The organism is Polaribacter sp. ALD11, from assembly GCF_002831685.1.
Taxonomy (GTDB): domain Bacteria; phylum Bacteroidota; class Bacteroidia; order Flavobacteriales; family Flavobacteriaceae; genus Polaribacter.
Genome location: NZ_CP025119.1, coordinates 168,069 through 182,169, shown reverse-complemented (window position 1 = coordinate 182,169; position 14,101 = coordinate 168,069). Strand labels below are relative to the sequence as shown.

16 protein-coding genes are annotated in these 14,101 nt (G+C 30.7%); 7 read left to right on the top strand and 9 right to left on the bottom strand.

Annotated features, from left to right (window positions below; genetic code table 11):
* Positions 1-7 precede the first annotated feature (7 nt).
* Both CW731_RS00650 and CW731_RS00640 read left to right on the top strand, forming a co-directional pair.
* Complete coding sequence (locus CW731_RS00650; protein WP_100944894.1) at positions 8-1,831, top strand: Xaa-Pro dipeptidyl-peptidase; 1,824 nt, start codon at positions 8-10, stop codon at positions 1,829-1,831.
* A gap of 420 nt (positions 1,832-2,251) precedes the next feature.
* Entirely contained in the window at positions 2,252-2,713 is a 462-nt protein-coding gene (locus CW731_RS00640; RefSeq protein ID WP_100944893.1) for a DMP19 family protein, read from the top strand.
* A 3-nt stretch (positions 2,714-2,716) separates the two neighbouring features.
* Here the strand turns inward: CW731_RS00640 and CW731_RS00635 are convergent, their stop codons facing one another.
* Positions 2,717-3,103 (bottom strand): nucleoside triphosphate pyrophosphohydrolase family protein, encoded by a 387-nt coding sequence (locus CW731_RS00635; protein ID WP_100944892.1) that lies wholly within the window; start codon positions 3,101-3,103, stop codon positions 2,717-2,719.
* Between the two features lie 186 nt (positions 3,104-3,289).
* Here CW731_RS00635 and CW731_RS00630 point away from each other — a divergent pair, with 186 nt between their 5' ends.
* Positions 3,290-3,454, top strand: coding sequence for a hypothetical protein (locus tag CW731_RS00630; protein ID WP_232734698.1), 165 nt, complete (start codon positions 3,290-3,292; stop codon positions 3,452-3,454).
* A gap of 52 nt (positions 3,455-3,506) precedes the next feature.
* On the opposite strand, the gene CW731_RS00625 is transcribed toward CW731_RS00630, so the two are convergent.
* Both CW731_RS00625 and CW731_RS00620 read right to left on the bottom strand, forming a co-directional pair.
* Positions 3,507-4,232 carry a hypothetical protein gene (locus CW731_RS00625; protein ID WP_100944890.1) on the bottom strand — a complete coding sequence of 242 codons (726 nt, stop codon included), beginning with the start codon at positions 4,230-4,232 and terminating at the stop codon, positions 3,507-3,509.
* Positions 4,229-4,789, bottom strand: a complete 561-nt coding sequence (locus CW731_RS00620; RefSeq protein ID WP_100944889.1) for a DNA-3-methyladenine glycosylase I — start codon at positions 4,787-4,789, stop codon at positions 4,229-4,231. Before CW731_RS00620 ends, CW731_RS00625 begins: the two co-directional genes overlap by 4 nt.
* Positions 4,790-4,889: 100 nt before the next feature.
* On the opposite strand from CW731_RS00620, the gene CW731_RS00615 reads away from it, so the two are divergent.
* Positions 4,890-5,324: a DUF6146 family protein gene (locus CW731_RS00615; protein WP_100944888.1), complete on the top strand. Its 435-nt coding sequence runs from the start codon at positions 4,890-4,892 to the stop codon at positions 5,322-5,324.
* Here CW731_RS00615 and CW731_RS00610 read toward each other — a convergent pair.
* Positions 5,321-5,809, bottom strand: a complete 489-nt coding sequence (locus CW731_RS00610) for a dihydrofolate reductase (RefSeq protein ID WP_100944887.1) — start codon at positions 5,807-5,809, stop codon at positions 5,321-5,323. The genes CW731_RS00615 and CW731_RS00610 overlap by 4 nt on opposite strands.
* Positions 5,810-6,111: 302 nt before the next feature.
* Here CW731_RS00610 and CW731_RS00605 point away from each other — a divergent pair, with 302 nt between their 5' ends.
* The gene (locus CW731_RS00605; protein WP_100944886.1) at positions 6,112-6,408 is read left to right on the top strand and encodes an isoamylase early set domain-containing protein; all 297 of its coding nucleotides are present in this window, start codon (positions 6,112-6,114) and stop codon (positions 6,406-6,408) included.
* A 67-nt stretch (positions 6,409-6,475) separates the two neighbouring features.
* On the opposite strand, the gene CW731_RS00600 is transcribed toward CW731_RS00605, so the two are convergent.
* The 5 genes from CW731_RS00600 to CW731_RS00580 form a co-directional block, all read right to left on the bottom strand.
* Positions 6,476-7,300, bottom strand: coding sequence for a thymidylate synthase (locus tag CW731_RS00600; protein ID WP_100944885.1), 825 nt, complete (start codon positions 7,298-7,300; stop codon positions 6,476-6,478).
* Between the two features lie 162 nt (positions 7,301-7,462).
* Positions 7,463-9,274 (bottom strand): NupC/NupG family nucleoside CNT transporter, encoded by a 1,812-nt coding sequence (locus tag CW731_RS00595; protein ID WP_100944884.1) that lies wholly within the window; start codon positions 9,272-9,274, stop codon positions 7,463-7,465.
* A gap of 14 nt (positions 9,275-9,288) precedes the next feature.
* A complete protein-coding gene (locus CW731_RS00590) occupies positions 9,289-9,903 on the bottom strand; it encodes a bifunctional nuclease family protein (RefSeq protein WP_100944883.1) in 615 nt (204 codons plus the stop codon).
* A gap of 416 nt (positions 9,904-10,319) precedes the next feature.
* Positions 10,320-11,276 (bottom strand): electron transfer flavoprotein subunit alpha/FixB family protein, encoded by a 957-nt coding sequence (locus CW731_RS00585; protein WP_100944882.1) that lies wholly within the window; start codon positions 11,274-11,276, stop codon positions 10,320-10,322.
* Positions 11,277-11,381: 105 nt separating this feature from the next.
* Positions 11,382-12,128 (bottom strand): electron transfer flavoprotein subunit beta/FixA family protein, encoded by a 747-nt coding sequence (locus tag CW731_RS00580; protein WP_100944881.1) that lies wholly within the window; start codon positions 12,126-12,128, stop codon positions 11,382-11,384.
* A 217-nt stretch (positions 12,129-12,345) separates the two neighbouring features.
* On the opposite strand from CW731_RS00580, the gene CW731_RS00575 reads away from it, so the two are divergent.
* Complete coding sequence (locus CW731_RS00575) at positions 12,346-13,323, top strand: pyruvate dehydrogenase complex E1 component subunit beta (RefSeq protein WP_100944880.1); 978 nt, start codon at positions 12,346-12,348, stop codon at positions 13,321-13,323.
* Positions 13,324-13,502: 179 nt separating this feature from the next.
* Entirely contained in the window at positions 13,503-14,030 is a 528-nt protein-coding gene (locus tag CW731_RS00570; protein ID WP_100944879.1) for an inorganic diphosphatase, read from the top strand.
* The last annotated feature ends 71 nt before the right edge of the window (positions 14,031-14,101 follow it).

The following is a 14,101-nucleotide window of genomic DNA, read 5'->3' as shown; positions in this document are numbered from 1 at the left end:
ATTAAGAATGAAAAATAGAATTAAAATTCAGTTTATAGCTTTATTTATTTTAGCTATTTCAGTAAATGCCCAAGAAAAAGCAGCTCCCATATTTAAAGATGGTGAAGCTCAAATTGTAGCTGCTTTTAATGATGACAGCAAATGGATTCGTACCGACTTATGGGTAGAGACTACGTTTGACACAGATGGTGATGGTAAATTAGACAGAATGCATGTAGATGTTACAAGACCTGCACAAACCGAATCTGAAGGATTAAAATTGCCTATCGTTTATGAATCTAGTCCGTATTATGCAGGAACTGCAGGAGATACACCAGGTTTATTTTGGGATGTAAAACATGAAATTGGCGCAAAAGAGAAACAAAGAACACGCGTAGAAGTAGAAAGAAGAGGAAAAAGACCAATTATTTCGAATTCTCAAGTTAAAACGTGGGTTCCTAGAGGCTATATTGTTGTGCATTCTTCTTCACCAGGAACGGGTTTGTCTGACGGTTCACCAACGGTTGGTGGAGATAACGAATCTCTAGCTCCGAAAGCTGTGATAGATTGGTTAAACGGTCGAGCAAAAGGTTTTACTGAAAGAGAAGGAAATGAAGAAGTTAAAGCCTTTTGGTCTACTGGAAAAGTAGGAATGACAGGAACCTCTTATAACGGAACAATTCCTTTAGCAGCAGCAACAACAGGTGTTAATGGTTTAGAAGCAATTATTCCGGTGGCGCCAAATACTTCTTATTATCATTATTATCGTTCTAACGGTTTGGTGCGTTCTCCTGGAGGTTATTTAGGTGAAGATATTGATGTTTTGTATGATTTTATCCACAGTGGAAAAGAAGCTAACAGGGCACATAACAATAGGGTTACCAGAGATACTGAATTGGCAAATGGAATGGATAGAGCTTCTGGAGATTATAATGATTTTTGGGCTGGAAGAGATTATTTAAACGACATGAAACCAATGAAAGCAGCTTTGTTAATGTCTCATGGTTTTAATGACTGGAATGTAATGCCAGAACACAGTTACAGAATTTATAAGAGAGCTAAAGAAATGGGAATTCCTTCTCAGATTTTTTACCATCAAAATGGACATGGAGGACCACCTCCAATGAAGATGATGAATCGTTGGTTTACGCATTATTTACACGGCGTAGAAAACAATGTTGAAAATGACGCAAAGGCTTGGATTGTTAGAGAAAATGATAAAAGAGATGCACCAACTGCGTATGCAGATTATCCGAATCCGGAAGCAAAACCTGTAACATTGCATTTAGAAGCAGGAGCGCCAAAAGCGGGTAAACTATCTGTAAATAATACTTCTAAAGGAAAAGAAACGTTAGTAGATAACTATTCTTTTTCTGGTGAAGCTTTAGCGCAGGCAGAGTATACTAATCATCGTTTACTTTATCTTTCGCCTATTTTAAAAGAAGATATTCATATTTCTGGATTAACTTCAATTACAATAAAAGCGGCAAGTAGTAAACCTGCCATAAATTTATCTGTTTGGTTGGTTTCTTTGCCTTGGAATGATGGTAGAAGGGTGAAAATTACGGATAATATTATTACTCGCGGTTGGGCAGATTTACAGAACTACAAATCATTAACTAAAAGTAAACCTTTAAAACCTGGTAAATTTTACGAAATGACTTTTAATCTACAACCAGACGATCAAATAATAAAAAAAGGACAACAAATTGGTTTAATGATTTTTTCTAGTGATAATAATTATACCCTTTTACCAAAACCAGGAACAGAATTAACTGTTGATTTAAACGGAACTTCTATTACAATACCTGTAGTTGGAGGTAAAAATGCCTTTACAAAAGCAACTGAATAGTTTTTAAAATTGTTCTTAACCTAAAAGGTCTTGATATTTAAATATCAAGACCTTTTTTTATAGAATAAATTAACACCTTTTTTCCTTTTCAATTTCTTTGTTTCTTAAAACATTCCTCTTAAATAAAACTATTTATCATAAAAATACGTAATAAAATAAAAGGATTTTAAAATAGTTTCATTAGTTTAGAGGAACCTAAAAAAGGTATACTATTCTAACTTTTGATTACATTAAAATTAGGGTTATATCGAAGATTTAGATGGAATTCTAATCGAATTTATTGAGACTCATAAAGTACCAATTGTAAAAAAGTTAGGTATAAACATCAATTTAAAAAATAGAGATCCTAAAAAACCATTACCAAATAAGATGATTAAGGGAATCAATTTAAAAAGCGTTAAAAAATTTAATTAACAAGAAATGAAATCTACAGAAATTGCACTTCTTTTAAATGATAATAAAGAACAAGTTACAAGAATTGGAGAAATTATTGGGAAGAAAATTCCTGAAAGAGACAATTTTAGTAATTTGAATAAATTTGAAAAAACATTTATTTATATTGATATTTTAGAACAAAGTATTACCAATGGTGGTTTTATTCAGTTCTTCTTTGGTTCTTCTGGTCAATTTACACATGAAATTTTTCATGCTTATATGGAAATTAAAGCAGAAAAGACAATTGATATTCTTACGAAAGCAATTCACTTGTTTCCACAAATGCCTGTTCCTAAAAATTTAAGAACAAGACAAGCTGTATTAATGCAAAAAGAATCGAATATTGATTTGTGGGATGATTTAGATATAGAGTTTTACAAATATGAAGATGATATTTTAAAGCTTACATTAGATTATGTTCGAGAAAACATTGTCCATTTCGATTAAATATTACTTTTCTAAAATTTCTTTAATATTTGGCTTAAAATAATCTGGTCCTTTTAAAACTTTACCATCTTCTCTGTAAATCGGTTTTCCATCTTCCCCCAATTTACTCATATTACTGCGTTGAATTTCATTAAAAACTTCTTCAATCTTATCTTGCATTCCGTGTTCTATAATGGTTCCGCATAGTATATATAACATATCTCCTAATGCATCTGCAACTTCAACTAAATCATTATTTTCAGCAGCTTCTAAATATTCTTCATTCTCTTCTTTCATCAACTCAAAACGCAATTTTTTTCTCTCATTAGAAATAGCTACTGTTGGTTTGTCTTGAATATTTAATTTAAATGCTGTGTGAAATTGGTGTACTGCTTTTATTTTGTTTTTCATCTGTATTTTAATTCATAGAAGTTTTTAAATTCGTAATTTTGCAACTTCTAATAGGTTCATTTTTAGAAAGACAAGATATAGGAAAAATATTAAAAATTAAACCTAGAATTCTTCTATTCATCAAAATTATAAAGAATATTTAATATGTTTTTAAGCGCTTATTTTACAACTGGTAGAATTATATTTATGATTTTTTTCATTTTAGCTTTTATAGCTTTAATGATTTATAGCTATAGAAAAGACATAAAAAATCATGAGCGTTATTATAAGAATGCAGGTAAAAAAGTACTTATCTATGGTAGTTTAATTATTATCGTTTTTGTTGCTATTCGGTTACTTGCAGGAAATTAATTTACTTTAAGCTACTGTTTTACAGAGCTTTTCATATCTTTTTTAATATTTTTCAAGCTACTTTATGTCTTTTTGTATAAATAAATAAGCAAGTTATATTCAATAAAAAGTAAAATAAGCTAATTCCGCTTGGTGGGTTATTACTCGGTAAAACTTCAAAAATACCAAAGGCAATATTTGGCCATTTCCATACGCCAAAACCTGTACCAACAATTTCTAAAACAGCAACTAATATATACATTGTATAGAAAAATAATTGGAGTTCATGTTTTTTTCTGAATAATAGAAAAACACCAATTGTCATAACAAAACCAAAAACATCCTTATAAAAAACTAAATAGGTAACTGCAAAAATTGCGATTAAAATTGCAAACAACTGAGCGATCTCTTGCTTATATTTTTTTACTACAGATGCTTTACTGAACCGAAAAACTCTGGCAAACAAAACGGCATGACCGAAAGGCACATATAACGGAATGTTTTGTAACCTATAGGAATACATGTTCAATCCTTTAGAAAAAAGGTACTCGCCAATAAATCCTAAAATAACAGCATACAACATAAGCTCTTTAATTCTTGAAACTGCTCTATAAAACATTATAATAAAAGCAGAAATCATAAGTATATTAAGAAATGTTTGTACATCAAAAAACGCTTTGTTAAAATATACTCCATCGAAAAAGAGAATAAAAACTGAAGCTATAAAAACACCCGCCTCCCTTAAAAACACGTTTGCAATTTTTATAAAATCGCCCTTAGGAACAGAGAATATCTTCATAAGTTTAAATGTTTAAAACAATCGGTCGTGTGGTCATTTACCATACCAACTGCTTGCATATATGCATATATAACAGTAGAGCCTACAAATTTAAATCCGCGTTTTTTTAAATCTTTAGAAATCTTATCTGAAAGCTGAGTTGTTGCAGGTACTTCTTCCCTATTATCAAATTTATTAATAATTGGCTCGCTATCTACATAAGACCAAATAAACTTAGAAAAAGAGCCAAATTCTTGTTGAATATCCATAAAAAGTTGCGCATTTGTAATCGCACTTTTTACTTTTAATTTATTTCTAACAATACCTGCATCTTTTAAAAGAGATTCGTATTTATTTTCAGAATACTTAGCTATTATTTTATAATCGAAACCATCAAAGGCTTTTCTAAAATTTTCTCTTTTGTTTAAGATTGTAACCCAACTTAAACCTGCTTGGAAAGTTTCTAAAATTAAAAATTCAAAAAGTGTTGCATCATCATAAACTGGTTTCCCCCATTCTTTGTCGTGATAGTCTATATAAAGCTGACTATCTGAAACCCAAAAACACCTACTTTTCATTTCTATTAAATTTAAAAGTGAAAAATAGTGTTAAATCATTTAAAAATCTATCTATTTTGGAATATTTTTTGCAACTTTACTACTACTAAATTGATTGATTATGAAACTCTTAAAAAACATTTCTCTAGTTATTTGTGTAGGATTTTTTCTTTGTTCTTGTGGTTCATCTCCAATAAACAAGGTGAGAACTCCTAAAGAAGAACCTGTAGTAATTGCCAACGATAGTTTAGAATATAAGATTATAATTATAGATCCAGGTTTTACCTTATATTTAGCAACAACAGCACAACCAGAGGGTTTTTATAGTCAGAATTATCTGGAAGCTAGAAACAGCGCTTGGGTTGTTAGTTGGAATCAAAGAGCGCAAAACCCAATTAATTTTAATCCAAATATTTATGAAAACAGTATCGATTATCAACCTACCATAAATTATGGGTATGAAGTAAATTACAAACTTTTTAACTATTTCTTATTTGCGCAAAGAAAATACAAAATGAGTTTGGGTGGTGGGTTTAGATCTGGTAGAATTAATTAAACTTTCTGATAAGAGATAAAACTATAATCATACTTATTTTTTTCATCAGCTTTAAAGTCTTCTCTACTTACTTCTTTCCAAATTTTAACATCTATTTCTGGGAAATAAACGTCTGCATCAAATTCATTATGCACAACTGTAATATCTAATTGATCTGCTAAGTTTTTAGCAATTGTTTCTTTATAAATTTGAGCGCCACCAATAATAAATAGTTGTTTTTCTTCTTTCGCTAACTCAATTGCAGCCTCTAAACTATTTGCTATTAAGCAACCATCTTTAAAGTAATTTTTATTTCTAGTAATTATTATAGTTGTTCTATTAGGCAAAGGCTTACCTATAGATTCAAAAGTATTTCTACCCATTAAAATGTAATGACCTGTTGTTACCTTTTTAAATCTTTTTAAATCTGCAGGTAAATGCCAAATTAAATCGTTGTCTTTTCCTAATGCATTATTATTTGCAATTGCGGCGATTACTGTAATCATAGTTTAAATCCATTTTTAACAAAAATAAGAGAAATGATTTCAGATTCGACTGTTTTACATCATTTTCATCAAAAAAAGTAGGTTTACGAAACCGGCTTCAGAATAAAAACACTGATAATCAGCATAAAAGAAATTATATTATGTTTAAATAAATTACATTTTACATGTTGTTAATTTTACAATTATCAAATTTATAGATCGTCATGTTACTAAAATGATAATTCTTTAGGCAAACTAAGAATAACGATTGTTATATTCTACAACTTGTATATTTTTACCTTGAAATTTTAATCAATAAAATTATGGCAATTAAAAAAAAGTTTTTGAAAAGCAAACCAATATGTAAAGTAACATTTACGGTATCTGCAGAAGACGCTAGTGACGTAGCAGTAGTTGGTAGTTTTAATGAATGGAATGCGGAATTTACACCTTTAAAAAAATTAAAAAATGGTTCTTTTAAAGGAACTGTTGATTTAGAAGCGAAAACTTCTCACGAATTTAAATATTTAATTGACGGAGCTTACATTAATGAAACGGAAGCAGATGGTTATGCCTGGAATGATTTTGCTGGCACAGAAAATAGCGTAATTGAGTTATAACATAGTGCTATGAAAAAGAAAAAGAGCTTTCAAAAATTTGGAAGCTCTTTTTAATGCTATAAATTTATTAAACAGCAACCTTTCCTTTAATATGTGGATGTGGATTGTAATCTAATAATTCAAAATCTTCAAAAGTAAAATCTTCAATATTTTTTATTGAAGTATTCATCTTCATTTTTGGTAATGGTCTAATATCTCTAGATAACTGTAACTCTAACTGTTCGGTATGGTTATTATAAATATGAGCATCTCCAAAAGTGTGAATAAACTCACCTGCTTCATACCCACAAACCTGCGCCATCATCATTGTAAACAAAGCATAACTAGCAATATTAAAAGGAACTCCCAAAAAGATATCTGCACTTCTTTGATATAATTGACAAGATAATTTTCCGTCTGCAACATAAAACTGAAAAAAAGCATGACAAGGAGGTAAAGCGGCTTTACCATTGGCAACGTTTTCTGAAAAACCTACAGAAGTATCTGGCATTACAGAAGGATTCCAAGCAGCAACCATCATTCTCCTAGAATTCGGATTGTTTTTTAACGTTTCGATTACATCTTGCAATTGATCAATATCATCACTATTCCAATTACGCCATTGATGACCATAAACCGGACCTAAATCTCCGTTTTCATCTGCCCAAGAGTTCCAAATTTTAACACCATTATCTTGCAAGTATTTAATATTTGTATCTCCTTTTATAAACCAAAGTAGTTCGTAAATTATCGATTTTAAGTGTAGTTTTTTGGTAGTAATCATAGGAAAACCTTCATTTAAATCAAAACGCATTTGATACCCAAAAACACTTTTTGTTCCTGTACCGGTTCGATCTCCTTTTTCGTTTCCGTTTTCTAAAACGTGCTTTACTAAATCGTGATATTGTTTCATTCGAGTGTTGATTCGTTTATTCGTTAAAATCTTTACAGGTAAACTAATGTAAAAATAAAAAAAAGCTTCATAATTTCAAAATGAAGCTTTTTAAATAATATAATAAAGTTACCTACTTTTTCGAGATAACATTTTTTTATTTTTTAGAAGGATAACTAGGTACTATCCAATAATCATTCCTGCAATTGTAGCAGACATTAAAGAAGCAATTGTACCACCAATTAATGCTTTCATTCCGAATTCTGATAATGTTTTACGCTGCCCTGGAGCCAAGGAACCAATACCACCAATTTGAATACCTATGGAAGCAAAATTAGCAAAACCACACAGCATATAAGTGGCCATAATAATAGATTTATTATAGGTTAAATGCGTTGCATTTGCTACATTTTTTAATTCTGCAAGTTGTATATATCCTACAAATTCACTTGCTGCTAATTTTATACCTAACAGCTGCCCCATTAACGTCATATCTACTGTTGGCACACCAATTAACCACATTAAAGGAGCAAAAGCATACCCTAAAATAAATTCTAAAGAAAGACCGTCATATAGAGTATTATTTGCAATAAGTTCGTTTAAAGAAGTAAAATGCCAATCTAAATTTAAATAATCAATTGTAAATCCATCAAAAGATGCAACAACTCCTAAAACACCATTTAACATAGCAATAACAGCTACAAAGACCAACAACATAGCGCCAACATTTACTGCTAAACGTAAGCCTTCTGTGGTTCCGTTTGCAATTGCATCTAGAATATTAGAACCTATTTTCTCTTGAGAAACGGTAACATCTGTATTAACTTCCTCTGTTTGTGGATATAGAATTTTAGAAATTACAATTGCACCTGGGGCTGCCATAACAGAAGCTGCTAATAAATGTTTTGCAAAAACCAATTCTAACTCTTTATCTCCACCACCTAAAAACCCTATATAAGCTGCTAAAACGGCACCTGCAACAGTTGCCATTCCTCCAATCATTACTAAAAGCATTTCAGATTTATTCATCTTTTCTAAATATGCTTTTATTAATAAAGGTGCTTCTGTTTGGCCTAAAAAAATGTTTCCAGCAACAGACAAACTTTCCATACCAGAAATACCTAAAAACTTAGACAAGCCGATAGCTAACATTTTAACAACCCATTGAATAATACCTAAATAAAATAATAATGATGTTAATGCTGAAAAGAAAATGATTGTTGGTAATACTTGAAAAGCAAAGATATATCCAAAAGAATCCATATCTGAGATTAAACCTGCAAACAAAAATTGACTCCCTGCTTTGGTATATCCTAAAATTTCTATGAAAAGTTTCCCTACCAATTCAAATGCTTTTTGAATAAACGAAACTTTTAAAACTCCTACCGCAATAACTAGCTGAAGCGATAAACCAATAGCAACCCTTTTCCAACTAATAGCTTTTCTATTAGCACTAAACAAAAATGCAATAACTATTAAAGAAAACATTCCCAATACACCTCTCCATAAACTGGTAAATGTAAAATCTCCACTAGCAATAATTTCTCCATTTCCGCCTACAGCTGCAACCTCTTTTGGTACAGTATCTGCTTGTAATAGTTCTTTTGCTTCTTCTTTTACTTCTGTCTCTGGCAAAAGTATTTTAGCATATTCTTGTGATGAAAACTTATAAGTAACATCTCCTTCAGATAAAATTAAACTAGCATTATCAAAAGAAACAATATTAAAATATCTTAACTCCTCTTTTGGTTTTTTAAAATTAAAGATGATTAAGTTATTTTGTCGAAGATAGGTTCCAGATGCTTTTTCATTTTCACCAAAAGCAGGAAACTCAAATTTACTATTTGCTAAAGAAAAAACTTTTGTTTCTTCTGATTTCAATTCAGAAGATCCGTCTGACTTTGTAACGGCATCAAATGCCCAATCTTGTTCTAAATCTTGCCCTAAAAAAGTTATTGAAATAAAACAAAAGGCAATTAAAAATAGGTTTTTCATAAATACGTTAGTTTTTAAGAGCGTTGACTAATTTCATCTCTAATTTTTGCAGCTAATTCATAATTCTCATCGGCAACTGCTTGGTCTAATTCTTCATTTAGCTCGGAAACAGATAATTTTGAATACGAAGATTCGTTATCAACACCTAATAAACTCTCTGTATCTAAAGAAATTTCTTGAATTTCTGAAGGATCATTTAAACCTAATTCTTCTTCTAGTTTAAGATAAACACCTGCTTTATCTAAAATATTTTCATAAGTAAAAATTGGCGCTTGAAAACGAACAGCAATTGCAATTGCATCTGATGTTCTTGTATCAATTACCTCTTCTATTCCGTCTTTTTCACAAACTAAACTCGAAAAGAAAACGCCATCTACTAATTTATGTATAATAACTTCTTTAATATCTATTGAAAAACGATTGGCAAAGGTTTTAAACAAATCGTGCGTTAGAGGTCTTGGTGGTCTAATTTCTTTTTCTAGAGCGATTGCAATAGATTGTGCTTCGAAAGCACCAATAATAATTGGTAAAGTTCTGTTTCCTTCCATTTCACTTAACACTAATGCATAAGCACCGGTTTGTGTTTGACTGTAAGAAATTCCTTTTATTGTTAGTTTTATTAAACTCATATATCTTTCTACGGAAAAAATCTTAACACTTAAAATTGAATATCGCTATTGTAAATACCAAAGCTCTGGCAAAAGTAATTTTTTAAATAAAAAATTACTTGATTCCTAACAATGGCAAAACGATCTATTTTAATGTTTTTTTTAAGGGCACAATTTACTAAAAATTATATAGTGAAAACGGTTATTCTTTCTGAATTTGTTTTTTTGTAAGAACGAAAGCCCGCGTGAAGGATTGAAGCAGTTGTTTGAGTTCTTTTCTTTTGGCTTTTTTGCCAAAGAAAAAACGAGTGCTGAAAGCCTGACGAAATTATGCTTTAAAATGATCTGTTTTAATTAAAAAAACCTATCAAAATTTAGTATTCAGATAGGTTTTTTTAAAGTTCTATATTAAATAATTTGGGCACGCCCAAAAAATATTAAGCAGCTTTAAATGCTTTTAGTTTTTCTATTAATTTAGGAACTACCTCAAAAGCGTCTCCTACAACGCCATAATCTGCTGCTTTAAAAAACGGCGCTTCTGGGTCTGTATTAATAACTACTTTTACTTTAGATGCGTTAATACCTGCTAAATGCTGAATTGCACCAGAAATACCAATTGCGATATACAGATTAGATGCTACAGGTTTTCCTGTTTGCCCAACATGTTCACCGTGAGGACGCCAACCTAAGTCTGAAACAGGTTTAGAGCAAGCTGTTGCTGCTCCTAAAACTTCTGCCAATTCTTCTATCATTCCCCAGTTTTCCGGTCCTTTTAATCCTCTACCTGCAGAAACTACGGTATCTGCATCTGCAATGGTTACTTTACCAGTAACTCTTTCTATTTTTTCAGATTTTACACCAGATGCTATAATTTCTGCTTCGAAGCTTTCTGTTGTTCCAGTAACAGGGTTTTCGTGAATTCCGTATGAGTTTTTAGCAACTCCTATTACCTTTTTATCTGTAGAAATTACAGTATTTGAAAATGCTTTGTTTGAAAATGCCTTTCTTTTTACTGTAAAAGGACTTGTACTTGAAGGTGCCGCAACTGTATTTGAAGCATAACCTGCTTCTAAACTAACCGCTACTAATGGAGACAAATACAACCCATTTATACTAGAATCTACTACAACTACTGTTGCATTTTCTTTATTTGCTGCTTGCGTTATTACAGCTGCATATTCTTTTGCATTAAAAGTAGACAAACTTTCATTTGAAACTGTTAATACTTTTTCTGCACCATACGTGTATAATTCAGATGCATCTGTCGCATTTATTGTTAAAACAACTAAATGATCTCCTAGTTGTTCTGCAACTTTTTTTCCGTAAGAAACTACTTCAAAAGCAGTTTTCTTAAATTTTCCTTCCGTTGAATCGGCAAAAACTAAAACTGACATATATTTTATTTTTTTATTTTTTGACAAACTATAAGTAGACAAAAAATGGATTTTTAATTATTTTTATTGATGAAATTCAGCATTATTTTAAACTTCCAAAGAAATTTAAATCACTTTTGCTTCATTGTGCAATAAGTTGATTAACTCATCTAAGTTATCTGCAGCGACTAATTTAACAGCTCCTTTTGGTGCTGGTTTTTCAAAAGATTGATTATTTGTTGCTGCACTTGCTCCTATTGCTTCTACTACTTGCAAAGGTTTTTTACGCGCCATCATAATTCCTCTCATATTAGGAATACGTAAATCTTTTTCTTCTACAATTCCTTTTTGTCCTCCAATAACTAAAGGTAAAGCTGTTGCTAAAGTTTCTGTACCACCATCTATTTCTCTTTTTGCAGTTGCATTTGTACCTTCAACTTCTAGCCCTACACAACCATTTACAAAGTTAAAATCTACTAAAGAAGCTAACATTCCAGGAACCATTTGTCCGTTATAATCTGCAGACTCTTTACCTGCTAACACTAAATCATAGCTTCCGTTTTTTACCACTGCTGCTAATTCTTTTGCAACTAAAAAACCATCTGTAGGATCGATATTTATTCTAATCGCATCATCTGCGCCAATTGCCAATGCTTTTCTAAGAGTTGGTTCTGTTTCTGCCCCACCTACATTTACAACGGTTACAGAAGCACCTTGTTTTTCTTTAAACCACATTGCTCTTGTTAAACAAAACTCGTCATAAGGATTAATTACAAACTGTACTCCGTTTTTATCAAACTCAGCATCATTATTTGTAAAATTAATTTTTGAAGTGGTATCAGGTACATGACTAATACAAACTAATATTTTCATAAATTATAATTTTATATTCTTTCTTATTGACGAAATTACGTCTTTTTTTTTAAATTTACTATGCATGCATAGTAAATTTTTTAATTATTTAACAGATAACGAAAACGATTAAGTTAAATAATGATTAAAATTTGTTTAGTTTCTAAATTTCTATCAAAAAAATTGACATTAATTTCCTTACTTTTGCGTATCAAAAATAAACAATAATTTAGATTCAATGAGAACAGTTCAATTTAGACAGGCAATTTGTGAAGCCATGAGTGAAGAAATGCGCAGAGATGAAAGCATTTATTTAATGGGAGAAGAGGTTGCAGAATATAATGGAGCTTATAAAGCTAGTAAAGGAATGTTAGATGAGTTTGGCGCAAAAAGAGTTATTGATACTCCTATTGCTGAACTTGGTTTTGCAGGGATTGCAATTGGTTCTGCTATGAATGGCAACAGACCTATTGTAGAGTATATGACATTTAATTTCTCTTTAGTTGGAATTGATCAAATTATAAACAATGCAGCAAAAATTAGACAAATGTCTGGTGGGCAGTTTAATTGTCCGATTGTTTTTAGAGGACCAACTGCTTCTGCAGGTCAATTAGGAGCAACACACTCGCAAGCATTTGAAAATTGGTTTGCAAATACACCAGGTTTAAAAGTTATTGTACCATCAAACCCATACGATGCTAAAGGCTTATTAAAAGCAGCTATTAGAGATGATGATCCGGTTATTTTTATGGAATCTGAACAAATGTATGGTGATAAGATGGAGATTCCGGAAGGAGAATACATCATTCCTATTGGAGTTGCAGATATTAAAAGAGAAGGTACTGATGTAACTATTGTTTCTTTTGGAAAAATTATTAAAGAAGCATATAAAGCAGCAGACGAATTAGCAAAAGAAAATATTTCTGTTGAAATTATCGATTTAAGAACAGTACGTCCTATGGATCATGCTGCTATTTTAACTTCTGTAAAGAAAACAAATAGATTGGTAATTTTAGAAGAAGCGTGGCCATTTGCCAGTGTTGCATCTGAAATTACTTATAGGATACAAGAAGAAGCATTTGATTATTTAGATGCGCCAATTAAAAGAATTACAACAGCAGATACACCTGCACCCTATTCTCCTGTATTATTTGAGAAATGGATTCCTAATTCTAATGATGTTATAAAAGCCGTAAAAGAAGTACTATATGTATAAAACATTCTTCTAGAGATTTTAAAAAATCCTTTTTTCAATTGATGAAAAAAGGATTTTTCTTTACTTAAAAGAAACAACTTACTCGAAAAGCATTGCGCAAATTCATAATAAATTATATTGAAAAACTTAATAGATTTATTACTTTTGCATTAAATTTAAAATAGATAAATAAGAAATTCATGAGTCCAAAAGAAAAGATAACTTTCGATGTTTTAATTGAAATACCTAAAGGAAGTAGAAATAAATACGAGTATGATTTTGATTTGAAAAAAATCCGTTTCGACAGAATGTTGTTCTCTTCTATGATGTATCCTGCAGATTATGGTTTTGTGCCAGAAACATTAGCTTTAGATGATGATCCTTTAGACGTTTTAGTTTTAGGACATGAACCAACTTTTCCTATGTGTGTTATTGAAGTAAAACCTATTGGAGTTTTTCACATGACAGACGAAAAAGGACCGGATGAAAAAATTATTTGTGTACCAATTTCAGATCCTATTTGGAATGATAAAGAGGATATTTCTGATTTGAACCCTCATAGACTTAAAGAAATAGAACACTTCTTTAAAGTATACAAAGATTTAGAGAAGAAAAAGGTAGATGTAGGTGGTTGGGGAGATGCTAACGAAGCAATCCAAATTTTTAAAGATTGTGTTGAGAGATACGAAAAAAGTGACTACAAAAAGACTAATAATTTCAAGATATAGAAATTAAAACACCATTAAATTACAAACCTCTTAAAACTAAAAATTTTAAGAGGTTTTTTATTTCTCATTGA

Excerpts from the sequence above, each read along its gene's own strand:
- CW731_RS00650 (WP_100944894.1), top strand. The coding sequence starts at position 8 with ATGAAAAATAGAATTAAAATTCAGTTTATAGCTTTATTTATTTTAGCT.
- CW731_RS00640 (WP_100944893.1), top strand. The coding sequence starts at position 2,252 with ATGAAATCTACAGAAATTGCACTTCTTTTAAATGATAATAAAGAACAA.
- CW731_RS00635 (WP_100944892.1), bottom strand. The coding sequence starts at position 3,103 with ATGAAAAACAAAATAAAAGCAGTACACCAATTTCACACAGCATTTAAA.
- CW731_RS00630 (WP_232734698.1), top strand. The coding sequence starts at position 3,290 with ATGATTTTTTTCATTTTAGCTTTTATAGCTTTAATGATTTATAGCTAT.
- CW731_RS00625 (WP_100944890.1), bottom strand. The coding sequence starts at position 4,232 with ATGAAGATATTCTCTGTTCCTAAGGGCGATTTTATAAAAATTGCAAAC.
- CW731_RS00620 (WP_100944889.1), bottom strand. The coding sequence starts at position 4,789 with ATGAAAAGTAGGTGTTTTTGGGTTTCAGATAGTCAGCTTTATATAGAC.
- CW731_RS00615 (WP_100944888.1), top strand. The coding sequence starts at position 4,890 with ATGAAACTCTTAAAAAACATTTCTCTAGTTATTTGTGTAGGATTTTTT.
- CW731_RS00610 (WP_100944887.1), bottom strand. The coding sequence starts at position 5,809 with ATGATTACAGTAATCGCCGCAATTGCAAATAATAATGCATTAGGAAAA.
- CW731_RS00605 (WP_100944886.1), top strand. The coding sequence starts at position 6,112 with ATGGCAATTAAAAAAAAGTTTTTGAAAAGCAAACCAATATGTAAAGTA.
- CW731_RS00600 (WP_100944885.1), bottom strand. The coding sequence starts at position 7,300 with ATGAAACAATATCACGATTTAGTAAAGCACGTTTTAGAAAACGGAAAC.
- CW731_RS00595 (WP_100944884.1), bottom strand. The coding sequence starts at position 9,274 with ATGAAAAACCTATTTTTAATTGCCTTTTGTTTTATTTCAATAACTTTT.
- CW731_RS00590 (WP_100944883.1), bottom strand. The coding sequence starts at position 9,903 with ATGAGTTTAATAAAACTAACAATAAAAGGAATTTCTTACAGTCAAACA.
- CW731_RS00585 (WP_100944882.1), bottom strand. The coding sequence starts at position 11,276 with ATGTCAGTTTTAGTTTTTGCCGATTCAACGGAAGGAAAATTTAAGAAA.
- CW731_RS00580 (WP_100944881.1), bottom strand. The coding sequence starts at position 12,128 with ATGAAAATATTAGTTTGTATTAGTCATGTACCTGATACCACTTCAAAA.
- CW731_RS00575 (WP_100944880.1), top strand. The coding sequence starts at position 12,346 with ATGAGAACAGTTCAATTTAGACAGGCAATTTGTGAAGCCATGAGTGAA.
- CW731_RS00570 (WP_100944879.1), top strand. The coding sequence starts at position 13,503 with ATGAGTCCAAAAGAAAAGATAACTTTCGATGTTTTAATTGAAATACCT.